Below are 22,297 nucleotides of genomic sequence, written 5' to 3'. Positions count from 1 at the left end.
TCAGACACCCTCTCCGTAGCGGCTCAATAGGTCAGCAAACAGTTCGACAACCTGTTTGGCATCTACCCCCGTCACCACATCCACATTCGGCTGCCGATCGGTTTTTCCGTACCAGTCAGCAACGGTCTGCCCCATGCATAGCTCGCTTTCCTGTTCAATGTAAACGCTGGCTTTTTCCGTCGTGAAGCAATGTGGTGCCAGCACCCAGGCGATGACCAACGGATCGTGTAGCGGGCCACCGCGTGAGCCATAGCGACGGATGTCATTGCGATCCCAAAACGCCATCATTTCACCCAACGGAGCAGAAATGCGCCCGGATAGCGCAATGAAACGCGCCACCAATTCCGGCGTTAAAATCACCTGATGCGTGACATCCAGCGGTAGCGCAACGATGGCAATCGACGAGTCAAACACCACCTTGGCGGCCTGCGGATCGGCAATCATATTGAATTCAGACGTCAGGCTACGGTTGCCCGCTTCGCGGTACGCGCCGCCCATCATCACAATGCGTGCAATACCGTCAGCAATCTCAGGCGCCATACGCAACGCCGTTGCTACGTTGGTTAACGGCCCTAACGTACAGAGCGTGATCGGCGTGCCGTCAGCGATCGCCTGCTTACACTGCGCAATAATAAAACTCACCGCATGCTGCGTGTCGGCCTGTTTTTGTGGCGCAGGCAGCACCGTCTGGCCCAGTCCGCTTTCGCCGTGAAACTGGCCATGAATAGGGTCGCGCAGCAGCGGCCGATGACAGCCGGCGAAAACGGGGATATCCGTGCGCTGACCCAGTTCAACAATTTGCAGCGCATTACGCACCGTCTTGTCCAGTGACTGGTTACCGCACACTGTGCAGATACCGCGAATATCCAACTCTGGTGCCACAAATGCACTTAATAACGCAATCGCGTCATCTATCCCCGGATCACAATCAATAATAATAGGTAAAGCGCTCATCCTTCGATGATTCCTTTTCTCTTTTTAATAGGTACTGCCAAACATTAAGGTGCGGAAAGACCCACACCTCTACAGCGTGAAAAATAATAAGTAAATTGACGTTATAGAGAATCGACAGACGCCAAAACGTCAGCGATCTCCTTACGCGCCTTTTCATCCAACGGTTGCTGAGGCGGCAACGGATCGCCTACCGCAAATCCCTGCAATTGCAGCGCTGCTTTAATACAACCGGCAATGGAATAACGGGCAAAGATTTCATTGATGCGCCACAGCGGACGCTGAAGTTCCATTGCTCTGTTCCAGTCACCCGCGCGGGCGGCTTCATACAAAGCAATACTCTGTTTGGGAACGATACACGCCGGGCCAGCCATCCACCCCACGCCGCCAATCAGCATGACGCAAGCGGGAATATGGGCGGACGCGGAGAAGACATCCATTCGGCCACGGGTACGTTCGATGATGGAAAGCAAACGCCCAGTATTGGTCGAGGCGTCTTTGATATAGCGGATATTATTAACATGGCTCAGGCGTTCGATGACGGGCAAACTCAAATCAGAACGCTGGAACTGAGGATTGGTATAGAGCACCACCGGTTTACCCTGTGCGGCTTCGGCAATGGCGCGGAAATACTGTTCGACGCCCTCGTCTTTCAGGGGGAAATAGGCTTCCAGTACCGCAAGAATGCCATCCGCACCCAGTTCGACGTAGCGTTTCGTTTGCTCAACAGCATCCTGAATCGTTGTCGACGCGACACCAGCGATAACCGGCACACGACCCGCCGTCGTTTCGATCACCGTGTTGACAACATCCAGACGCTGAGCCGCGGAGAGATAGGCAAATTCACCGGTGCTGCCTAACGGCACAACGCCATGTACACCGCATTGAATAAGATGTTCAGTGAGCTGCGCCAGAACGGGCTTATCAACCTGACCATCGGGCCTGACGGGTGACACCAGATAGGGAAAAACACCGCTAAATGTATTCACTCCGCTCTCCTTGTTACGGATAGATAAGGGGTGAATACTCACCCCTTATTTGAATCATAAATGACAGGTGACTATTTCGCAGAACGAACGAAGTACGGCAGCGTGTAGGCATCGGAACGGCCCACGTAGGTATACTGCTTTTTCATCGCCCAAGTGTTGGACAGGAACATCACTGGAATGACGCCCAGATCGTTCATGCCTATGTTCATCGCCTCAGCCAGCAGCGCATCACGTTTGGTTTCATCCAGCGTGACACGTGCTTCGTTCAGCGTTTTATCAAAGACAGGATTGGAATAGCGACCACGATTCCCCTGTCCTGCATTGGGGCCAAAGGTTTCTAACAATGGCCCCAACACGCCAGAAGCTTCCCCGGTTTCAATCGCGGCCCCGCCCATAATCAAACTGAATTCGAGACGAGACGCACGTGAGAAGTACACACTGCCGGGCATCGTAACAACCTCGGTTTTGATACCAGCACGTGTGAACATTTGGCCAATGGCCTGAGCAATTTTAGAATCATTAGGATAACGATCGTTCGACGCGTGGAAGGTCAGCGTGAAGCCGTCGGGGTAACCCGCCGCCGCCAGTTCCTGTTTGGCTTTCTCCGGATTATAAACCGGCGCAGGAATGGAAGCGGAATAGCCTGGGTACCCCTTCGGTACAAGCTGAGAGGCAACAACAGCCTGCCCCTCCATCACACGGTCGACGATTGCCTGACGATTAATAGCTAAAGACATCGCCTGGCGTACTTCTTTTTTTAGTAATGGGTTTTTACCATCAGGACCTTTGGCGAACGGTGATTCCTCTCGCTGCTGGTCCATGTGAAGGTAAATAACACGATTCCCTGGTGTTGAAATCGTTTTTAACTGCTGATTTTTTTCAATATTACTGCTGTCGGCTGTTGGAACGTTTTCAATCATGTCCACATCACCGGATAATACGGCTGCTACACGTGCACTACTGTTTTTAAATACACGGACAGTAACGTTGTCCCACTCTGCTTTTCCTCCCCAGTAATCGTCATTACGACTAAGGACTACCCGGTCGTCCGGCACCCAGGAAACAAATTTGAATGGCCCTGTACCAATCACATCTTTTCCTGAATTCAACGTTTCCGTCGGGACGTTTTCAAGTCGGGCAGGTAAAATAGAAACCCGACTTAAATTATTCAGCAGCAGCGGCGACGCCTCTTTTGTCTTAATCCGCACCGTTAGTGGATTAATTTCTGTTACTTCAGCAATGTCGCTGACGTAAGGTGCGTAAGAACTTGGGCTGTTTTTTGAGGCCAGCGCAACACGTTTAATGCTGGCAATCACATCTTTAGCCGTAAAATCACTGCCGTCGTGAAACTTAACGTCAGGACGCAATACAAACTCCCACGTCTTGTCGTCAATCACTTTCCAACTGGTTGCCAGGGCAGGTGCAATCTGCTGTTTTTCGTCCTGTACAACCAAACCGTCAAAAATATTGCGCGCCATTGCGCTATTCGCTCCACTCACATAAAACTGCGGATCCATTGATGTGGTGGAGGAAGCCAAACCGATACTCAGGTCCGCGCTATAAACCAAAGGTGAAGATGAAAATAAAACGGTAAACAATAACGCCAGCGTTGATTTCTTCATTTACTAACCCTCTATTCCATGACTGAGTAATAATGAAGTGTATTAAATCTTATGATTGTGAGTCTATGCGCTAGATTAGATAATGAAAAATTGCATTTTGTGTTAAATTGATAACCAAATGTTATGTTTCAAGGTGGCTAGCATGCGTATCAATCCCCGTCAGGTTGAAGCCTTCCATAAAGTCATCCTCACCGGAGGCATCACCGCTGCCGCCAATATGATGTACATCACCCAGCCTGCGGTCAGTCGACTCATTAAGGACTTTGAAGACGCACTGAATCTGAAGCTGTTTGATAGAGACGGACGCGGCCTGATTCCACGTGCGGAGGCGATGAAGCTGTATCGGGAAGTCGAGCGTATTTATCTGGGGTTGGATCATATAGGAATGATTGCGGATGAAATTCGCCACGCCAAGGGCAGCGTGCTGCGCATCGCTGCTGTTCAGGCGCTCTCGTTTCTTTGTTCAGATCAGGTTCTCCCTACTTTACTCAAGAAATACCCCGATCTTTCCCTGTTTCTAGACATCGAAAGCAGCAGCCACATTACGGATGCGATTGCTGAAAATCAGTATGACATCGGCTTTATTTTCGGCCAGCCTGGTACTAAAGGGCTGGAAGCAGAACCCTTGGCGGATGCCAGCGCGGTCGCGGTGTTAGCATTGGATCACCCCCTTGCCACCGCGGATGAAATTACGCTCGCCGATCTAGCCGCCACCCGCGCCATCCTACCCGGCAGAACCACGCCGCTGCGGGCGCAGATCGATATCTCCATCAGAAAAGAGCAGAGCTATCTGCATAACCCTATCGAAACTTCAATGGTGAACTGCTGCGTGCTGGCATCAAGAAACGTCGGCATCGGCGTAGTCGATTTTATTACCGCCCTAAACAGCCCTTCGCCGGTTATCGTTAAGCCTTTCAATCCTGATATAAAAATGGCGTATTGCGCGGTTTATCCCCCGCAAATTCCCCGCAGTCAGGTGGTTAATCACATCACTCAGGTTATGAAAGAAAAAATAGCGGAGAGTTTGGCGTTGAAATAGTGTTTGGGCGTGCCACACTGAATGCTTGAATATTTAACATGGCAATTATGGGAACCCAGGCTCATCTTCCAACGTCTCGATTCTTCGGTAGTTTTCGGTTGCATTACAGAGATTTAAGTGGAATTGATACGCTGCGCTATCTTTTTCCGTGCCTGATGTTACGTATGTACATCGGTCTTTTTTATACCTTTCCCATGAACGTTGATGCTTCTTGAATGCCTTGATGATGTCGTTGTCATTTATTTTAACTAATTCTAAAGTTCTTTCTGACAACCTTTTATTGAGTTTTTTATCAGACTCTTTCACCATTAAATAAGCACACTCATACACGCTAGTTTCGCCCTCTTGCTCTATCATTTCTTTGCATATTCCCATTTTACTCTCGTTCAGATAATCGTCAGTCGTTTTTGCATTTAAAAAAAATGGAAATAGAAGAAAAAAAATGAAAAGTACTTTTTTTATAATCATCATCTAGCCCTGCTTTCGTTTAGATATTTCACCCTATTCCTGCTATTTTCATCCCTTCTAAGCTCAGATGAGTTCATTATTAAAGAAATGATATCATCTATGTTATTCGTTGTTGCTGCCAACATTATTGTATCCCCCCTATAGCCTTGGTATACGATATCAATCAAGATATCTCTTATCGCTGGCTGAAGCTCTTCCCAGTCAGGCTTTTCCCGCATATCTTTTGTCTTTTGATTGTATACCGATCTCGCTCTTATTACATAACTTCTATACGTGTGTTTAAATAAAGAAATCTGCTGTTGCTCTGTTATTTCTCCAATTTTATCCTTATTCACCCTAACAAATTCTTTAGCTTGAAATCCTATCAGTCCTGCTGAATGAGATATTATAGTGGATTTTTCCTGAGAAATTCCAGCCATCGTTAAATCCGAATAAATTTCTTGTCGTGTTCTTTTCCCCATATCGTATCCTCGGCCAATGGTCACACCCGACAACCCACCTCTTTCTGGATAGTGAATAACCCTACTATAATATTTTGAGCCTTTTATATTATTTCCTTCAGAGTTAAATGTTAATTTCCCATCCGTTATTAGTGATGCTCCATCATTTATATCGCTCATAATCAGCTCTCTAATTCCAAATGCTATAACCCGATGTGCCTGCTATTTTATGCGACCAAGATATACTGGCATACTTCAGCATGACTTCCTCATAAGGAATAGAATCATTATTATTTATTGAGTTAGGATATGATGAAGAAACAGATACAATTCGCGCATCAGTCAATATTAACTCGTAGAATACTTCTAATTGCCCTGCCATATTGGTTCGATAGAAGAAAAAACTCGCCGTTAGCTTTTCATTTGATGTCACTGACACGCCGAGTAATGGAGACGACTTATCTATAGGTTTAATGAGTTGTATAGGATGATGCGATATATTCTCTTCCCTCGTTATTGTATGGTTTAACCCTAAGACTTGAATTTGATTCTCATGCCCAGATTGATAACGATTGCCAATAGAATTAACCGTCGAACATCCAGAGGAAATTAACCCCTGCTGATCACCTTCTAAGGTGAGATAAATGAGGTGTGACATATACACTATCCTTGTTAGTTTAGATTAAATTATTTTTATCAAGGAAATCATACACCACATAAATAGCAAGAGAAAATGATAAAACAGCTCAATATAAAATTTAAATTAATAACAGATTTTATTTTATTAAACAGTATTTAATTTTAGTATTTTTTGACTGGCTACCATTAAAAACCATGATATTAAATATCGTGAAAAGTAATTAGTCATGGAATAGCCATCGTTGATGGCTATTCGGCGTTATATCTCTCTAATCAAGCATTCAGCACAAATTTCTCGATCGCGTAAGCGACGCCGTCTTCCATGTTGGTTTTGGTGACAAACTGGCTGGCTTCTTTCACTTCGTCGATGGCATTGCCCATCGCGACGCCGATACCCGCATAGCGAATCATCGCCAGATCGTTCTGCTGGTCGCCCAGCGTCATAACGCTTTCGCGTGGAATACCGAGGTGTTCCGCTAGCATCTTCACGCCTTCACCTTTGTTGACGCGCTTATCCAGAATTTCCAGATAGTATTCGGCGCTCTTCATGATGGTGTAGTGTTCAAAGGCTTCCGGTGGCAGCTGGCTGATGGCGCGATCCAGAATCTCTGGTTCATCAATCATCATCACTTTCGGGAACGTCAGGCTGCGATCCATTTCTTCGACCGCACGATACTTCAACGGCATCCCGGTCAGGTGAGATTCATGAATGGTGTAAGGGCTGATGTCTTTATTGGCGGTATAGACGAAATTGAAGTCCAGCGCGTGGAAATGGACGCCAAGTTTGCAGGCCAGCGCTTCGAAATAGAGATAGTCGTCGAAGCTCAGCGCTGTTTGCGCCACACAGTCGCCGTTGACCGTACGCTGTACCAGCGCACCGTTGTTGGTGATGCAGTAACAGCCTTCCTGCTGCAAATCCAGCTCCATCAGGTAGCGCTCGACGCCGATGTAGGGGCGACCGGTAGCCAGCACAACTTGCACGCCTTTCTCTCTGGCAGCGGCAATCGCGGCTTTTACCGCAGGTGAAATTTGATTTTGGGGCGTCAGTAACGTCCCGTCCATATCAATAGCGATCAGTTTTACAGACATAATTTTTCCAGCATCAAGTTATCTGTTTTCATGCTAACGCGATTCAGCGATGAAGTCGTTAGTGAAATACGGCAGGGTGACAAGCGTATTACACGCAACGTAAAAAGCCGTGCGGTTAAGCACGGCCTGTGACCAACGTTTCCTGCAATCGCTGTTATAGCTCGGTACCGTTGCTGGAGATCACTTTCTTATACCAGTCGAAGCTCTTTTTCTTCGAGCGCTTGAACGTGCCAGTGCCATCATCGTGTTTATCCACGTAGATAAAACCATAGCGCTTGTTGTACTGCCCCGTGGTGAACGACACGCAGTCGATGCAGCCCCACGGGGTATAGCCCATGAGTTCCACGCCGTCTTCCACGACAGCTTTCTTCATCTGATCGATATGCGCTTTGAGGTATTCGATGCGGTAATCGTCGTTAATGCTGCCGTCGGCTTCCGCCTTGTCTACCGCGCCGAAGCCGTTTTCGACGATGAACATCGGTTTCTGATAACGCTCGTAGAAGCTGTTCAGCGTATAGCGCAGGCCAACTGGGTCGATCTGCCAACCCCATTCCGACGCCTTCACATGTGGGTTTTTCACGCCGCCGTCAAAGCCCGTAATCGCATCTTCTTTTTTCTGGCCTTTCGCCGCCAGTTGCACCGCGCTGCTCATGTAGTAGCTGAAGCCCAGATAGTCCGTACAGCCTTCGCACAGCGTCTGTTCATCTTCCGGCTGCATATCAATCTGATAGCCTTTACGCGCCCACTCTTTCAGGATGTAAGACGGGTAGTAACCACGCAGTTGCACATCACCAAACAGGTGGCGTTCGCGCATCGCTTCCTGGGCAAACATCACGTCATCTGGATGGCATGACCACGGATAAATCGGCACCAGCGCCAGCATGCAGCCAATTTTGAAATTCGGATTAATTTCATGACCCAGCTTCACCACTTTCGCACTGGCGACAAACTGGTGGTGCAGCGTTTGGTACATCGCCTGCTCTGGCTTGTCGTGATCGGTGAAAATCACGCCGGAACAGCAGTAGCCAAACAGCGGATACTGCCAGTTACGCTGGTTGTTGATTTCATTGAAGGTCATCCAGTATTTCACTTTAGACTGGTAACGCTTCATGACCACTTCGCTGTAGCGAACAAAGAAATCCACCACTTTACGGTTCAGCCAACCGCCGTATTGCTTAACCAGATGATGCGGCATCTCAAAGTGAGACAGCGTAATCACGGGCTCAATGTTGTATTTCAACAGCTCATCAAACAGGTCGTCATAGAATTGCAGGCCTGCTTCATTTGGCTCCAGCTCATCGCCATTGGGGAAAATACGCGTCCAGGCAATCGAGGTGCGGAAGCATTTGAAGCCCATTTCAGCGAACAGGGCGATATCCTGCTTATAGTGGGAATAGAACTCCACCGCCTGATGGTTTGGATAACTGACACCAGGCTGTACGCCATCGGTAATCACACGGTCAACGCCGTGGGCACCGCCGGACAGGACATCGCAAATGCTAACGCCTTTGCCGCCTTGATCCCAACCACCTTCAACTTGATGCGCCGCTACCGCGCCGCCCCACAGAAAGTCTTTCGGTAATTGTTCAGCAGACATCTTATTTCCTTCTCGTGAGTTCAAATTTACATGTTGTTAATTTATAAGCTGTTTAAGGGTGGAGATTTCCCGATGCAGTTGAATCAGCTCCTCCACCAGTTCACGGCATAGCATCGCGTTCATCAGGTGATCTTGAGCGTGAACCAGAATCAGGTTGACTGGGATTTTTCCGCTGCCCTCATCGGCACCAATTAAGGCCGTCTGGATTTGATGGGCTTTGCGCGCCGCAACGGAAGCGGTGTTCAGCCGTTCTTCAGCCTTGTCCCAGTCGTATTTTCTGGCGGCACTCAGCGCTTCCATCGAGCTGGAGCGCGCCTCTCCCGCATAGATAATCAGTTCCATTACTGTCGTTTCATCAAGAATGGTTTCATCGCGCATCACTCACTGCCTCCTCCGCTGTACCCACTTCTTGGGCGACCAGCTGACGTTCATACATTTTGAAGAAGGGGTAATAGATTAAGGACGAGACGATAATCAGTACCCCCACCAGCACCACCGCACGCCAGTCCCATCCCGTAGACCAAGCTGCGCCAATCGGACCCGGCGTTGTCCAAGGCGCAAGAGAAATCACGCGATGCACTAAGTCGGTTTTCAACGCGATATAGGCGAGGGTGGCGTTCACCAACGGCGCGGTAATAAACGGAATAAACAACAGCGGATTCATCACAACAGGTGAACCAAAAATCACTGGTTCGTTGATGTTGAACATGCTCGGCACTACGGCCAGCTTGCCGATGGAGCGCAGGTGAGCAGAACGGCTACGCAGATAGAGAAAGACCAGCCCCATCGTCGCTCCCGAGCCGCCCACCGTAATGAAGAACTGCCAGAAGGGTTCAATAAAGATTTTGGTGATCGGTGCACCCGCGTTAAACGCTTCCTGATTGATCCCTAAATTGGTCAGCCAGAATGCCTGCAAGATGCCGCCGACGATAACGGCCCCATGAATCCCAGCAAACCACAGCAGGTGGCAAAGCAGCACCGCAATCAGGATGGCGGGAAGCGAGTCGGATGCTGAGATAATCGGCGCGAAGACAGCCATGATCGCCTGCGGTAATAACATGTCGAACTGGCTCTGCATAAACAGGCTAAGCGGGAAAAGCGTAAGAAAGATGGCAAGAATCGGGATCAGCAGATCGAAAGACTGGCGGATTTTCGGTGGCACCTGTTCCGGCAAACGGATACCAATATTGCGCTTCTGCAAAAAATGCATCAGCTCCGTCGAATAGATCGCCACGATAATCGCGGTGAAAATCCCCTCGCCACCCAGCGACCCAACCGGCAGACTTTTGTCGATTTGCGGAGCCGCCACCACCATAAACGACATCAGTGCCAGACTAGCAGCCATAAAACCGTTCATTTTATAGCTCTGCGCCAGGTTATAGGCGATGGCACCGGTGATATACACCGCCATAATGCCCATTGTCATGTTGTAGGGCATCATGATTTGTTCGCCGTGGCGTTCAACCATCCCCAGCCACCACTGCGCAAAAGCCCATTCACTATTCGGGCTAAAAGGTGGATGAGCGAATAACATCATAAAAGAACCGACAATTAAAAAGGGCATGGAAGCAATGAAGCCATCTTTAATTGCCACAACATGGCGCTGACTAGAGAGTTTTGCCGCAATGGGGCTAATACGGTTCTCGATAACGCTGAATAATGACTCGCTTAATTTACTCATTATTCCTCCCGTTATACTAATTGATCATCGCCAAGGCATCATTGAGGACTTTTTCCCCATTCATCATGCCGTAATCAACCATATTAATGACCGCAATCGGTTTCTCTTTCTCGTCAGCTATCACCTTGAATTCAGGCAATTTATACTTGATCTGCGGCCCCAAAAGGCAGCAATCATATTCATCAATCAGCTCATTAAACTCTTCAAAACCCACGGCTTTTATTTCAACAGCGATCGCATTTTTCTCAGCAACCTTTTCCATTCGCTGTACCAGCATGCTGGTAGACATTCCTGCTGCGCAACAGAGTAAAATCTTATTCATACTGCACCTCACCGTCTGTTTTTTTATTATTCAAGCAAGACACAAAATAATATGCAACCGGTTTCATATTGTTTTTACTGTTTTTTGAAGGCGATCATAAATAGCGCAATCGGGGAATATTTTTATCCCTACACTTGTTATTGGTGATAAAAAAGGAGGATTTTTCCCTATAATGACGACATAAGGCAGTACAGGAGAACGGGAAAATACAATGGTTACCATGCTCGATGTAGCGAAAAAAGCCGGTGTATCCAAAGCCACCGTATCACGCGTGCTGACAGGGAATAACTATGTCAGCAAAACCACGCGAGATCGGGTATTTCGGGCGATTGAAGAGATTGGCTACCGGCCCAACCTGCTGGCGCGCCAGCTCGCCACGAGCAAATCACAAATTATTGGTTTGGTTGTGACCAACACGCTGTACAGCGGCCCCTATTTCAGCGAATTGCTGTTCCAAACGGCAACGATGACGGAAAAATACGGGCGGCAGCTTATCATGGCGGATGGCAAGCACAGCGCGGAAGAAGAGCGCGAAGCGATCCAGTTCCTGCTCGATTTACGCTGCGATGCCGTCATTATCTATCCGCGTTTTCTTTCCACGAATGAGCTGGAAGAAATTATTGAACAGCACGATCAGCCGATCATGGTTGTGAATCGCACACTGCATCAGCACGGTGATAACGGCATCTGCGCCGATCACCAGCAGCACTGCCATGATGCTGTCAATTACCTGATTGAACAGGGCCACCGTGATATCGCCTTTGTCTGCGGATCGGCGAACTCTCCCACGGGTACAAGCCGACTGGCAGGCTACCGACAGGCGCTGGAGGAAAACGGGGTTCCCTATAACAACAGGCTGGTTGCGTCAGGCGACTGGACTCATGACAGCGGTTATGCGGCGGCACAAACTCTGCTTCAACGGACAACCACCTTCAGCGCACTGGTTGCCAGCAATGACGATATGGCGATTGGCGCGGCCAAAGCGCTGCGCGAACACGGCCTCACCATTCCGCAGGATGTCTCGCTGCTGGGGTTCGATGATTTACCGATGGCATCCTGGTTCTATCCGCCGCTTACTACCGTGCACGTCCCCGTCGCCGAGATGATCAACTACACCCTTGAGAAACTGCTATGTCGGCTGGAAGGCGAAGCCGTCACGCCAGCCCCCGACTTCAAAGGCGAACTCATTATCCGCGATTCTGTCAGCAAAGGTCCTGCCGCCTAATCCTCGCTCACACGGTGAGGCGTCATGCCTCACTGCTATCTCGATTTAAACACCATGCTGATTTGTGACATTTTCGTGAATAACCTAAAGAGATATTGTTTCCCGCCGATAATTTATTTGTGACTTACATCACAAAAAATGACGAGTCGCGCAAGGGAATGGCCCAAAAACAGAAAGGAAGACAATCGATTGATTTTTTATGAAAAAAGGTGCCTATGGGCGCTTATATCCCAGGGGATATTACGCATATGTCTACAACACTGTTACCGGTTAACCACAGCAACCCATCCATCCACGCCTCACCAATCACATCAAAAAGAAAGCTCAGCACACGTATGCTGATGCTCCTGGCGGGCGTCACCACCATTTCACTCGGTTTTATTCTCACTATCGGCCTGCTGATCTGGCAATCTGGCCAGCAGCAAAAAGCCATTGCACAGCAGTATCTTGAGCAAACGGCATATACCAACAGCTATCTCATTCAACAAAAGCTGGATGTCGCGCTACATGCGGCGCGCAATCTGGTGCAGAGCGTTGTCAGCCTGCAAGAAGCAGGTAACGCCGACCGAAAAACCGCTGAGACGCTGCTGAAGAATGCGCTGAAGAGTCATCCCGACTTCCTTTCGATGTCGCTGGCGTGGGAGTCCGATGCGTTTGACGGCAAAGATAGAGAGTACGTCGGTCAGCCCGATCAGGACCCGCAAGGTCGCTTCGTCCGCTATGTTGACCGCGATACCGCAGGCAACGTAGCCCTGCATAATTTGGTGGATTATGAAACGCCCGGCAGCGGCGACTACTATCTGCTGCCGAAGAAACTCCAGAAAGAAGTGATTCTGGAACCGTATAGCTACCCCTACAACGGCGTCGATGTCCTGCTGACCTCCATTGCCGTGCCCATCATCATCAACAATAAATTTTACGGCTCCGTCACAGCGGATTTTTCGCTGGATACGCTGCAACAGCTCACCAACAATATAAAACCCTATCAAGGCACGGGCTACGCACAGCTGTTGTCCCACACTGGTGCCTACATTTCTCATCCCGACAACGCTCGGATAACCAAGAAAATTGAAAACGACCCAACGCTGCTTGAGCATGTCACCACAGGTCAGTCTTATCAGATTGAACGTGATAATGCCGTACTGAACACGCCAGCGTTTAACGTGTATGTACCAGTCACCATCGGCAATACCGGCACGCCCTGGATGCTCGGCCTGTCCGTCCCCGTCAATGTGGTGATGGCGGAAACCGCACAGCAGCGTAACGTGGGGCTGCTGCTTATGGTGTTGAGTATCGTGGTGGTTTCCGGCGTACTGGGCATCATCTTTAATCGCAAGGTTGCTCGTCCGATCGGTGGCGAACCCGCTCAGGCCGCGCAGATCGCCCTGTCCGTCGCACAAGGAGATTTAACGCAGACCATTCCTGTGCAACCGAAGGACGACAGCAGTATTTTTTACGCCATGAACGCTATGCAGACACAGTTGAGAGATATCGCCGAGCAGCTGATTAGCACCAGCGAATCCGTCAGCCACGGTGCGACGGAAATTGCCGCAGGCAATACCGATCTGGCTTCCCGCACCGAGCAACAAGCGGCGGCGCTGGAAGAAACCGCCGCCAGCATGGAACAGATTACAGCAACGGTGAAACAGAATGCGGATAACGCCCATAACGCCACAACGCTGGCGCAGAATGCTGCGCACATCGCTCAGAAAGGCGACAAGATAGTGGGTCAGGTTGTCCACATCATGAGTGAGATCGACGATAGTTCGAAGAAGATTGCCGACATTACCAGCATCATCAACGGCATCGCGTTCCAGACCAATATTCTGGCACTTAACGCGGCGGTGGAAGCCGCCAGAGCGGGCGAACAAGGGCGCGGTTTCGCGGTCGTTGCCAACGAGGTGCGTAACCTCGCACAGCGTAGCGCCAGTGCCGTAAAAGACATCACCGCGTTGATTACGGAGTCCGCCAGCCGCGTCAACAGTGGCGTCACGCTGGTTCAGAACGCCGGTGAGACCATGCAAGAAATGCTGCAAGCCGTCACATCGGTAAAAGACATCATGGATGAGATCGTCTCAGCGTCAGATGAACAATCGCGCGGGATCAGTCAGGTAACACAGGCCGTTCACGAGATGGACGGCGTCACCCAGCAGAACGCCGCGCTGGTGCAGGAAGCCACGGCTGCCGCTGCGTCGCTGGAAGAACAGGCCAGACAGCTCGCGCAGACGGTGCTGGTATTTAAGCTTTCGTAATCACAGTCCTTCACCCGTAGAAATCCCGCACAGGCCGGAAACGGCCTGTGACTTATTCCCAGCGTGGACAACAATCCTCAAACGAATGTGACGTTGGCCTCAGCTCCGGGCTATTTTTCTCATCAAAATTTCCAATCGTCAGCGCAATGATTGGTTCATCATCAATCGCCCCCAGCGTGCTACCACAGTGCGGACAAAAAGCTCGGCTGGAATAATCAGACGAGCGATAGCGCGCGGGTTCCCCACCTTCGCCAATCCACTGAACCGCTGCTTTAGAGAACTCCACCCACAGCAACGTTGGCGCACCGGAATGCTGCTGGCAATGAGTGCAGGAGCAGGCATGTGGATTATCCGGTTCGCCCGTTGCCCTGAACCGAATCTGACCACATAAACACCCACCCAAACACGATTTAATCACTATGCTGCTCTCTCCCTATCTCGCCGAAAAGTCAGGTATCAATATTCGCCATAGATGATATAAATAACATGCTAACCTTATGATCCCTTTGCCAGGGAGTGACGCCCTGTTCTTGCGCCAGCTCTCACGATAATAAAATCTACAGACCCGTAAGCTGCAATATATGAAATTCATAAGACTACCGCTACTGGCGCAAATTTCATCCGCTCATCTGGTGAGCCACTTCCATATGATGGTGCTGCCCGCGCTCATTCCGCTGCTGTCAGCCCAGCGTGATATCAGCTTTGTCGAGCTCGGGTTTGCGCTCAGCGTATTCAACATTGTCTCCGCCTGCGTGCAGACGCCGATTGGTTTTATGGTGGACCGCATCGGCGCGCGCCGCACGTTAACCGCAGGAATTACGCTCGGGAGCCTCTGTTTTCTCTCGCTCGGTTTCTCAGGCAGCTACGTTTGGCTGGTCGCCGCGATGGGGCTCGCCGGGGTGGCGAACGCGGTTTATCATCCGGCGGATTACGCCTTGCTGTCGCGCGGGATTGATGAAAAACGCATGGGTCGCGCGTTCTCGGTGCACACGTTCTCCGGCTTTCTGGGCACCGCGATTGCGCCCGGTATTTTGCTGTCCGTTGCCGCCTTTTCCGGCATCAGTAGCGCATTCATCGTCTCTGGCGTCCTCGGCTTACTGACGATACCGCTGCTTCTGACGGATCGCGATGAACCCAGTCGGGTGAAACCTGCGGCGGCAACAGGCACCCAGCCGGGCAAATCGCGCGCCCCCGTTTTCACACTGCCGATTCTGTCGCTGCTGATTCTGTTCCTGCTGCTGAATTTAAGTACGGGCTCGATCCAGAACTTCTCAGTTACCGCGTTAGTCACGGGCTACGATTTGTCGCTTTCACAGGCTAACGTGGCGCTTACCGCATTCCTGTTCGCCAGCGCCTTTGGCGTACTGGCTGGCGGTTCACTGGCGGATAAAACCAAGCACCACGGGCTGGTGGCAACGGCGGCGCTGGCCGTCACCGCCGTGCTGGTCAGTATCATTGCGATGTATTCCTTACCGACTCTCGTGCTCGTGCCGTTGCTGGCTGCTGCTGGATTCCTCTCCGGCATGATTGCCCCTTCTCGGGATATGCTGGTGCGCGCCGCATCACCACCGGGGGCAGAAGGAAGGGTATTTGGGATTGTCTCCACCGGCTTCAACATTGGCGGTGCCGCAGGACCGGTGCTGTTCGGCTGGCTGCTGGATAACGGCCATCCTCACGCCATTTTCTGGTCTGCCGTTATCTTTATGCTGATCACGTCTTTCATCACCCTGCTACAGGAAATGCGCAGCGCCAAACGACGTGCATTGGCCTAATGAAAGCATAAAAGACCTAGGGAACGTTTTTCAACGTCGCTTGCGACGGCCCAAAGGGTGGCGGGCAGGACGCTCGCCATAAAAAAAGCCAGCTCCGCAGGGAGCTGGCTCAGATAACGATAACAATGTAGATCGAATCAGATATCGATATTCATCGCTTTCAGGGCGTTCTCTTCGATAAACGCACGACGCGGCTCAACGGCATCACCCATCAGGGTCGTGAACAGCTCATCGGCAGCAATCGCGTCTTTCACCGTCACGCGCAGCATGCGGCGGCTGGTCGGATCCATCGTGGTTTCCCACAGCTGATCCGGGTTCATTTCACCCAGACCTTTATAACGCTGTATGGTCAGGCCGCGGCGGGACTCTTTCACCAGCCACTCCAGCGCCTGTTCAAAGCTGGCAACCGGCTGACGACGCTCACCACGTTCGATGTACGCATCTTCTTCAATCAAGCCACGCAGTTTTTCACCCAGCTGATTCAATTTACGGTATTCGCTACCCGCGATGAAACCTGTACCCAGCGCATAATCGGTATCCACACCGTGCGTACGCACACGCAGCGCCGGTTCAAATACGCTGCGCTCTTCATCATGATGAATGACAAAGCTGTATGTGCTGCCATGAACCTCGTTTTCGTTCAGGCTGCTAACCAGCGATTCCGCCCACGCCTGTACTTTTTCACGCTCGCCCAAATCGGCTTCAGCCAACGTTGGTTGATAAATCAGATGGTTCAAGAACACACGCGGGAAGCGACGTTCCATACGGCCAATCATCTTCTGTATGGCGTAATGTTCAGAAACCAGTCTCTCCAGCGGTTCACCCGCCAGCGCAGGAGCCTGTGCATTGGTGTGCAGCGTTGCACCGTCCAGCGCCAGTGCGATCTGGTACTGGTCCATCGCTTCATCATCTTTGATGTACTGTTCCTGCTTGCCTTTTTTCACCTTGTACAGTGGCGGCTGCGCAATATACACGTGGCCACGTTCAACGATTTCAGGCAGTTGACGATAGAAGAAGGTCAACAGCAGGGTACGGATGTGCGAACCATCCACGTCAGCATCGGTCATGATGATGATGTTGTGGTAGCGCAGTTTGTCCGGGTTGTATTCATCGCGGCCAATGCCGCAACCCAGCGCGGTGATCAGCGTCGCGACTTCCTGTGAGGAAAGCATTTTGTCAAAACGGGCTTTCTCAACGTTCAGAATTTTACCCTTCAGCGGCAGAATCGCCTGGTTCTTACGGTTACGCCCCTGCTTGGCAGAGCCGCCCGCGGAGTCCCCTTCCACCAGATACAGTTCAGACAGCGCCGGATCACGTTCCTGACAGTCCGCCAGTTTGCCCGGCAGGCCAGCCAGATCGAGCGCACCTTTACGACGCGTCATATCACGCGCTTTACGCGCCGCTTCACGGGCACGTGCGGCATCAATAATCTTACCGACCACGATTTTGGCATCCGATGGATTTTCCATCAGATAATCCACCAGTTTCTCATTCATCAGCGATTCAACCGCCGTTTTCACTTCGGAAGAAACCAGCTTGTCTTTGGTCTGCGAGGAGAATTTTGGATCCGGCACTTTCACGGAAACGACGGCAATCAGCCCTTCACGCGCATCGTCACCGGTAGCGCTGACTTTGGCTTTCTTGCTGTAGCCTTCTTTATCCATGTAGGTATTCAGCGTACGGGTCATCGCGGCACGGAAACCGGCCAGGTGCGTACCACCGTCGCGCTGTGGAATGTTGTTGGTAAAGCAGTAAATGTTTTCCTGGAAACCATCGTTCCACTGCAGTGCCACTTCCACGCCGATGTCATCTTTCACCGTCGAGAAATAAAACACGTTCGGGTGAATTGGCGTCTTGTTACGGTTCAGGTAATCAACAAACGCCTTAATGCCGCCGTCATAATGGTAATGATCGGCTTTATCTTTCTCACGTTCGTCGATCAAGCGGATGGAGACACCGGAGTTCAGGAACGACAGTTCACGCAGACGCTTAGCCAGGATTTCATACTCGAACTCCACCACGTTGGTGAACGTCTCATGGCTCGGCCAGAAGCGTACCGTCGTACCGGTTCTGTTGGTTTCACCCGTAACCGCCAGCGGAGCCTGCGCCACGCCGTGTTTATAGGTTTGCTCGTGAAGTTTCCCGTCGCGGTGGATAACCAGTTTCAGTTTTTCCGACAAGGCGTTAACCACGGAAACCCCTACGCCGTGCAGGCCGCCGGAGACTTTATACGAGTTATCATCGAACTTACCGCCCGCGTGCAGCACGGTCATGATGACTTCAGCGGCGGAGATCCCTTCTTCTTCATGAATGCCGGTTGGAATACCACGGCCATCATCCTGCACCGATACCGAGTTATCAGCATGGATGGTGATGATAATGTCTTTACAATAGCCAGCGAGTGCCTCGTCGATAGCGTTGTCCACAACCTCGAATACCATATGATGCAGGCCGGTACCGTCGTCCGTATCGCCGATATACATACCTGGGCGTTTACGTACCGCATCCAGCCCTTTCAATACCTTGATACTTGAGGAGTCATAAGAATTCGACATCAACGTTTCTCGCTCATTTTAGTCCTGTGATTGAACCGTTATTTTACCCTGTTCTACGCGGAACATCTTGCCCTTTTCACCAATCATGTCCTCTATCTGCTCAGCGCTAACCGCACTGACAAAAACCTGTGCATGAGTGGCTTTTAACCGTTCAGCCAGCAAACGGCGGCGGGTACTATCCAGTTCGGAAGCAAAGTCATCGATCAGATACAGACAGCGCAGTCCGTTCTGACGGGTGAGAAATTCACCCTGAGCCAGCCTCAGCGCGCACATCAGCAGCTTGAGCTGGCCACGGGACAGCATATCCTCAACTGCCACGCCGCTGGCGCGGATGCGGAAGTCGGCTTTATGCGGCCCCAGCGCCGTATAACCTAACATACGGTCGCGTTCGAACTGCCGTTCCAGCAGTTCTGCATACTCACTTTCTTTATCCCAGCCGCGCTGGAAAGAGAAACTGAGAGAAAATTCAGGCAAAAATTGCGTACAGGTCGCGGCGATATCATTGGCAATTGCCGCGCTGTATTGCGCACGCCATTCGCTGATACGTTCCGCCAGCGGCACCAGTTCCTGATCCCAGGCTCTGAGCTGCCCATAGTGACTCACCTGACGCAGCGCTGCATTACGCTGGCGCAACAAACGCTTCATGTTGCTCCAGGCTGCGAAAAAGCCGGGCTCGTTATGGAAACAGCCCCAGTCGAGAAAGGCACGGCGATACTTCGGCCCACCGTTGAGCAGGGTGAATCCTTCCGGGGTGATCAGCTGTATCGGTAGCAGTTGCGCCAGTTCAGCGACTTTATGGCCGTCGCTACCGTCAATCCGTACCTTGCTGTCACCCTGACGGTTTTTGCTTAACCCGACGGATCGCTCCGTTTCAGTACCGTCAATACGACCATGCAGCACAAATTCCGGCTGCTCGTGACGAATCACGCGCCCCGCCTGGATGCTACGAAACGCCCGCCCGTGCCCCAGCGTATAAATCGCTTCCAGCACGCTGGTTTTACCACTGCCGTTGGCACCGACTAAAAAATTAAAGCCTGGAACCAGCGCCAGATCGGCCGCCTCGATATTGCGGAAATCTTTGATGAGAAGACGAGTAAGGGCCATGTTGCAGTTATCTTAATGATGAAAGGGCAAGTAAACTTGCCCGATAATTCTACAACCGCATTGGCATGACGACATAGGCCGCCGCCCGGCTGGCGCTATCTTCGATTTGCACGCTGGAAACGGAATCGGTCAGCAGTAAACGCACACCTTCGCATTTCAGCGCGTTTAGCACATCCAGTACGTAGCTAACGTTAAAGCCGATTTCCATCTCAGTGCTGTCGTACTGTACATCCAGAATCTCTTCCGCTTCTTCCTGCTCTGGGTTGTTCGCAGTAATTTTGAGCTGATTCTTAATTAGATGCAGACGCACACCGCGGAATTTTTCATTCGATAAAATCGCCGCACGGGAGAAGGCCTGTTTGAGCAGATCGCAGCTGGCTTCCAGCGTTTTATCCGGGTTCTTCGGTAATACGCGGCGATAATCAGGGAAACGACCATCGACCAGCTTCGACGTGAAAATGAAGTCGCCGACATGCGCGCGAATGTTGTTGCTGCCGATTTGCAGCTGCAGCGGGGTATCACCACCATCCAGCAGACGCACCAACTCCATCACGCCTTTACGTGGCACGATCACCGAATGTGACGGTAAGGATTGACCAACTGGCATGGAGCAAACCGCCAAACGGTGACCATCGGTCGCGACCGTGCGCAGCTCTTCGCCTTCAGTTTCAAACAGCATACCGTTGAGGTAGTAACGGACATCCTGATGCGCCATCGAAAACTGCGTCGCTTCGATCAAACGCTTCATCGTCGCCTGCGGTAGAGAGAATTCAACCTCGCTCTGCCAATCGTCCAAATTAGGGAAATCCACGGCGGGCAGCGTGGACAGCGAGAAACGGCTGCGGCCAGAGCGCACCAGCATGCGATCGCCATCCAGCATAATCGTGATTTCCGCGCCCTCCGGCAGACCCCGGCAAATATCAAACAGTTTGCGGGCAGGGACGGTCGTGGCACCCAGTTCATGCGGCTGCGTCAGCGCAACCTTCGCCACCATCTCCATTTCCAGATCGGTACCGGTCAGCGACAGCACGCCTTCCGTCACCTGAATCAGCAGGTTGCCCAGAATCGGTAAAGTCGGCCGGCCGCCCAGCGGGCTGCTGACCTGTTGTAATGGCTTTAACAGACGTTCGCGTTCAACAATAAATTTCATAGTGTTATGACGATAGAGTTCTGATTAAATTGGAAAAATCTTCTTTGATGTCGTGGCTTTCTTCACGCAGCTGCTCAATCTTGCGGCAGGCATGCAACACCGTCGTATGGTCACGCCCACCAAAGGCATCGCCGATTTCCGGCAGGCTGTGATTCGTCAGTTCTTTTGCCAACGCCATCGCCATCTGGCGCGGACGCGCCACCGAGCGGGAACGACGTTTAGACAGCAGGTCGGCTACCTTAATTTTATAGTATTCCGCCACGGTCTTTTGAATATTGTCGATAGTAACCAGTTTTTCCTGCAACGCCAGCAGATCGCGCAGCGCCTCACGCACAAAATCAATGGTGATCGAGCGGCCGGTAAAATTGGCATTCGCGATAACGCGGTTCAGTGCGCCTTCCAGCTCACGCACGTTAGAACGCAGGCGTTTGGCAATAAAGAACGCCACTTCGCCAGGCAGACGAATGTCGTTTTCATCCGCTTTCTTCATCAGAATCGCCACGCGGGTTTCCAGCTCTGGCGGTTCAATCGCGACCGTTAATCCCCAGCCGAAGCGGGATTTCAGGCGATCTTCCACGCCGTTGATCTCTTTCGGGTAGCGGTCAGATGTCAGGATGATTTGCTGGTTGCCTTCCAGCAACGCGTTGAAGGTATGAAAGAACTCTTCCTGCGAACGCTCTTTATTAGCAAAGAATTGGATATCATCGATCAGCAACGCATCCACAGAACGGTAGTAGCGTTTGAATTCTTCAATCGCATTGTTCTGCAACGCTTTAACCATATCCTGCACGAAACGCTCAGAGTGCATGTAAACCACTTTCGCGTTGGGCTTGCGGGCAATGATGCCATTCCCGACCGCGTGCAATAAGTGCGTTTTACCCAAGCCAGTGCCGCCATAAAGAAACAGCGGGTTATATGCGCCACCAGGGTTATCGGCCACCTGACGTGCCGCTGCGCGGGCTAACTGGTTTGATTTACCCTCAACGAAGTTATCAAACGTATGCTTGGGGTTCACATTCGAACGGTAGGTATGCTCTGCCTGTACAGGCGAGTTATCCCAGCTTGGCCGTACCGGTGCCGTACGCACTGGCTGTTGCCGCGCCACGCTGACAGGATTGTGGGGGGATTGCGCAGGCTGGCTGACTGACTGAACCAACGGTTTGCTCCCCACTTCAAAACGCAGTAAAGGGGCATCCATTCCGCAGAAATCATTCAGCAGGACATTGATATTATTTAAGTATTTATCACGGACCCAATCCAGCACAAAGCGATTGGGGGCGTAGAGCGCCAGAGTGTTATCACTCAGCTCCGCCTGCAACGGGCGTATCCACATACTGAATTCTGTGGCAGGTAACTCATCCTGCAAACGGGCAAGACACTGCTGCCAAAGCGAAAGTGACAC

20 protein-coding genes are annotated in these 22,297 nt (G+C 51.1%); 4 read left to right on the top strand and 16 right to left on the bottom strand.

What is annotated here, in order from left to right; translation table 11 throughout:
* From EO763_RS00100 to EO763_RS00090, 3 genes are all read right to left on the bottom strand, one after another.
* Positions 1-954: a nucleoside hydrolase gene (locus EO763_RS00100; RefSeq protein ID WP_161527715.1), complete on the bottom strand. Its 954-nt coding sequence runs from the start codon at positions 952-954 to the stop codon at positions 1-3.
* A 101-nt stretch (positions 955-1,055) separates the two neighbouring features.
* Positions 1,056-1,940 carry a dihydrodipicolinate synthase family protein gene (locus EO763_RS00095; protein ID WP_161527714.1) on the bottom strand — a complete coding sequence of 295 codons (885 nt, stop codon included), beginning with the start codon at positions 1,938-1,940 and terminating at the stop codon, positions 1,056-1,058.
* Between the two features lie 71 nt (positions 1,941-2,011).
* Entirely contained in the window at positions 2,012-3,562 is a 1,551-nt protein-coding gene (locus EO763_RS00090) for an ABC transporter substrate-binding protein (protein WP_039493748.1), read from the bottom strand.
* Between the two features lie 142 nt (positions 3,563-3,704).
* On the opposite strand from EO763_RS00090, the gene EO763_RS00085 reads away from it, so the two are divergent.
* On the top strand, positions 3,705-4,601 hold the full coding sequence (locus tag EO763_RS00085; protein ID WP_161527713.1) for a LysR family transcriptional regulator: 897 nt from the start codon (positions 3,705-3,707) through the stop codon (positions 4,599-4,601).
* Positions 4,602-4,646: 45 nt separating this feature from the next.
* Here EO763_RS00085 and EO763_RS00080 read toward each other — a convergent pair whose 3' ends face one another.
* The 8 genes from EO763_RS00080 to EO763_RS00045 form a co-directional block, all read right to left on the bottom strand.
* Positions 4,647-5,072 carry a lysozyme inhibitor LprI family protein gene (locus EO763_RS00080; RefSeq protein ID WP_161527712.1) on the bottom strand — a complete coding sequence of 142 codons (426 nt, stop codon included), beginning with the start codon at positions 5,070-5,072 and terminating at the stop codon, positions 4,647-4,649.
* Positions 5,069-5,689 (bottom strand): pesticin C-terminus-like muramidase, encoded by a 621-nt coding sequence (locus tag EO763_RS00075; RefSeq protein WP_072041017.1) that lies wholly within the window; start codon positions 5,687-5,689, stop codon positions 5,069-5,071. Before EO763_RS00075 ends, EO763_RS00080 begins: the two co-directional genes overlap by 4 nt.
* A 10-nt stretch (positions 5,690-5,699) precedes the next feature.
* Positions 5,700-6,167, bottom strand: a complete 468-nt coding sequence (locus EO763_RS00070) for an Hcp family type VI secretion system effector (protein WP_010296920.1) — start codon at positions 6,165-6,167, stop codon at positions 5,700-5,702.
* A 254-nt stretch (positions 6,168-6,421) separates the two neighbouring features.
* Positions 6,422-7,237 (bottom strand): sugar-phosphatase, encoded by an 816-nt coding sequence (gene yidA, locus EO763_RS00065; RefSeq protein WP_161527711.1) that lies wholly within the window; start codon positions 7,235-7,237, stop codon positions 6,422-6,424.
* A 154-nt stretch (positions 7,238-7,391) separates the two neighbouring features.
* Complete coding sequence (locus tag EO763_RS00060; RefSeq protein WP_161527710.1) at positions 7,392-8,834, bottom strand: 6-phospho-beta-glucosidase; 1,443 nt, start codon at positions 8,832-8,834, stop codon at positions 7,392-7,394.
* A gap of 36 nt (positions 8,835-8,870) precedes the next feature.
* Positions 8,871-9,212, bottom strand: coding sequence for a PTS lactose/cellobiose transporter subunit IIA (locus EO763_RS00055; RefSeq protein ID WP_103160421.1), 342 nt, complete (start codon positions 9,210-9,212; stop codon positions 8,871-8,873).
* A complete protein-coding gene (locus tag EO763_RS00050) occupies positions 9,202-10,515 on the bottom strand; it encodes a PTS sugar transporter subunit IIC (protein WP_161527709.1) in 1,314 nt (437 codons plus the stop codon). The genes EO763_RS00055 and EO763_RS00050 overlap by 11 nt, the downstream gene beginning before the upstream one ends.
* A 16-nt stretch (positions 10,516-10,531) precedes the next feature.
* Positions 10,532-10,837, bottom strand: coding sequence for a PTS sugar transporter subunit IIB (locus EO763_RS00045; protein WP_039275979.1), 306 nt, complete (start codon positions 10,835-10,837; stop codon positions 10,532-10,534).
* A 211-nt stretch (positions 10,838-11,048) separates the two neighbouring features.
* On the opposite strand from EO763_RS00045, the gene EO763_RS00040 reads away from it, so the two are divergent.
* Complete coding sequence (locus tag EO763_RS00040) at positions 11,049-12,062, top strand: LacI family DNA-binding transcriptional regulator (RefSeq protein WP_161527708.1); 1,014 nt, start codon at positions 11,049-11,051, stop codon at positions 12,060-12,062.
* 248 nt (positions 12,063-12,310) lie between these two features.
* Positions 12,311-14,314, top strand: coding sequence for a methyl-accepting chemotaxis protein (locus EO763_RS00035; protein WP_167521830.1), 2,004 nt, complete (start codon positions 12,311-12,313; stop codon positions 14,312-14,314).
* A gap of 52 nt (positions 14,315-14,366) precedes the next feature.
* On the opposite strand, the gene EO763_RS00030 is transcribed toward EO763_RS00035, so the two are convergent.
* On the bottom strand, positions 14,367-14,735 hold the full coding sequence (locus EO763_RS00030) for a GFA family protein (RefSeq protein ID WP_161530304.1): 369 nt from the start codon (positions 14,733-14,735) through the stop codon (positions 14,367-14,369).
* A 160-nt stretch (positions 14,736-14,895) separates the two neighbouring features.
* Between EO763_RS00030 and EO763_RS00025 the strand changes: the two genes are divergently transcribed.
* A complete protein-coding gene (locus EO763_RS00025; protein WP_161527707.1) occupies positions 14,896-16,086 on the top strand; it encodes an MFS transporter in 1,191 nt (396 codons plus the stop codon).
* A gap of 137 nt (positions 16,087-16,223) precedes the next feature.
* On the opposite strand, the gene gyrB is transcribed toward EO763_RS00025, so the two are convergent.
* The 4 genes from gyrB to dnaA are packed head-to-tail and all read right to left on the bottom strand — an operon-like array spanning position 16,224 to position 22,297.
* A complete protein-coding gene (gene gyrB, locus EO763_RS00020) occupies positions 16,224-18,641 on the bottom strand; it encodes a DNA topoisomerase (ATP-hydrolyzing) subunit B (protein WP_161527706.1) in 2,418 nt (805 codons plus the stop codon).
* Positions 18,642-18,659: 18 nt separating this feature from the next.
* The gene (gene recF, locus EO763_RS00015; protein ID WP_039494037.1) at positions 18,660-19,745 is read right to left on the bottom strand and encodes a DNA replication/repair protein RecF; all 1,086 of its coding nucleotides are present in this window, start codon (positions 19,743-19,745) and stop codon (positions 18,660-18,662) included.
* A gap of 49 nt (positions 19,746-19,794) precedes the next feature.
* Positions 19,795-20,895 carry a DNA polymerase III subunit beta gene (gene dnaN / locus EO763_RS00010; protein WP_161527705.1) on the bottom strand — a complete coding sequence of 367 codons (1,101 nt, stop codon included), beginning with the start codon at positions 20,893-20,895 and terminating at the stop codon, positions 19,795-19,797.
* 4 nt (positions 20,896-20,899) lie between these two features.
* Complete coding sequence (gene dnaA / locus EO763_RS00005; protein ID WP_161527704.1) at positions 20,900-22,297, bottom strand: chromosomal replication initiator protein DnaA; 1,398 nt, start codon at positions 22,295-22,297, stop codon at positions 20,900-20,902.

This window comes from Pectobacterium odoriferum (assembly GCF_009931295.1).
GTDB classification, from domain to species: domain Bacteria; phylum Pseudomonadota; class Gammaproteobacteria; order Enterobacterales; family Enterobacteriaceae; genus Pectobacterium; species Pectobacterium odoriferum.
The sequence above is the reverse complement of the archived record's forward strand: the minus strand, read 5'-3'. Positions and strand labels throughout refer to the sequence as shown.

What these genes read in the sequence shown, in the direction of transcription:
- EO763_RS00100 (WP_161527715.1), bottom strand. Translation starts at nt 954, where the DNA reads ATGAGCGCTTTACCTATTATTATTGATTGTGATCCGGGGATAGATGAC.
- EO763_RS00090 (WP_039493748.1), bottom strand. Translation starts at nt 3,562, where the DNA reads ATGAAGAAATCAACGCTGGCGTTATTGTTTACCGTTTTATTTTCATCT.
- EO763_RS00085 (WP_161527713.1), top strand. Translation starts at nt 3,705, where the DNA reads ATGCGTATCAATCCCCGTCAGGTTGAAGCCTTCCATAAAGTCATCCTC.
- EO763_RS00080 (WP_161527712.1), bottom strand. Translation starts at nt 5,072, where the DNA reads ATGATGATTATAAAAAAAGTACTTTTCATTTTTTTTCTTCTATTTCCA.
- EO763_RS00075 (WP_072041017.1), bottom strand. Translation starts at nt 5,689, where the DNA reads ATGAGCGATATAAATGATGGAGCATCACTAATAACGGATGGGAAATTA.
- EO763_RS00070 (WP_010296920.1), bottom strand. Translation starts at nt 6,167, where the DNA reads ATGTCACACCTCATTTATCTCACCTTAGAAGGTGATCAGCAGGGGTTA.
- yidA (WP_161527711.1), bottom strand. Translation starts at nt 7,237, where the DNA reads ATGTCTGTAAAACTGATCGCTATTGATATGGACGGGACGTTACTGACG.
- EO763_RS00060 (WP_161527710.1), bottom strand. Translation starts at nt 8,834, where the DNA reads ATGTCTGCTGAACAATTACCGAAAGACTTTCTGTGGGGCGGCGCGGTA.
- EO763_RS00055 (WP_103160421.1), bottom strand. Translation starts at nt 9,212, where the DNA reads ATGCGCGATGAAACCATTCTTGATGAAACGACAGTAATGGAACTGATT.
- EO763_RS00050 (WP_161527709.1), bottom strand. Translation starts at nt 10,515, where the DNA reads ATGAGTAAATTAAGCGAGTCATTATTCAGCGTTATCGAGAACCGTATT.
- EO763_RS00045 (WP_039275979.1), bottom strand. Translation starts at nt 10,837, where the DNA reads ATGAATAAGATTTTACTCTGTTGCGCAGCAGGAATGTCTACCAGCATG.
- EO763_RS00040 (WP_161527708.1), top strand. Translation starts at nt 11,049, where the DNA reads ATGGTTACCATGCTCGATGTAGCGAAAAAAGCCGGTGTATCCAAAGCC.
- EO763_RS00035 (WP_167521830.1), top strand. Translation starts at nt 12,311, where the DNA reads ATGTCTACAACACTGTTACCGGTTAACCACAGCAACCCATCCATCCAC.
- EO763_RS00025 (WP_161527707.1), top strand. Translation starts at nt 14,896, where the DNA reads ATGAAATTCATAAGACTACCGCTACTGGCGCAAATTTCATCCGCTCAT.
- gyrB (WP_161527706.1), bottom strand. Translation starts at nt 18,641, where the DNA reads ATGTCGAATTCTTATGACTCCTCAAGTATCAAGGTATTGAAAGGGCTG.
- recF (WP_039494037.1), bottom strand. Translation starts at nt 19,745, where the DNA reads ATGGCCCTTACTCGTCTTCTCATCAAAGATTTCCGCAATATCGAGGCG.
- dnaN (WP_161527705.1), bottom strand. Translation starts at nt 20,895, where the DNA reads ATGAAATTTATTGTTGAACGCGAACGTCTGTTAAAGCCATTACAACAG.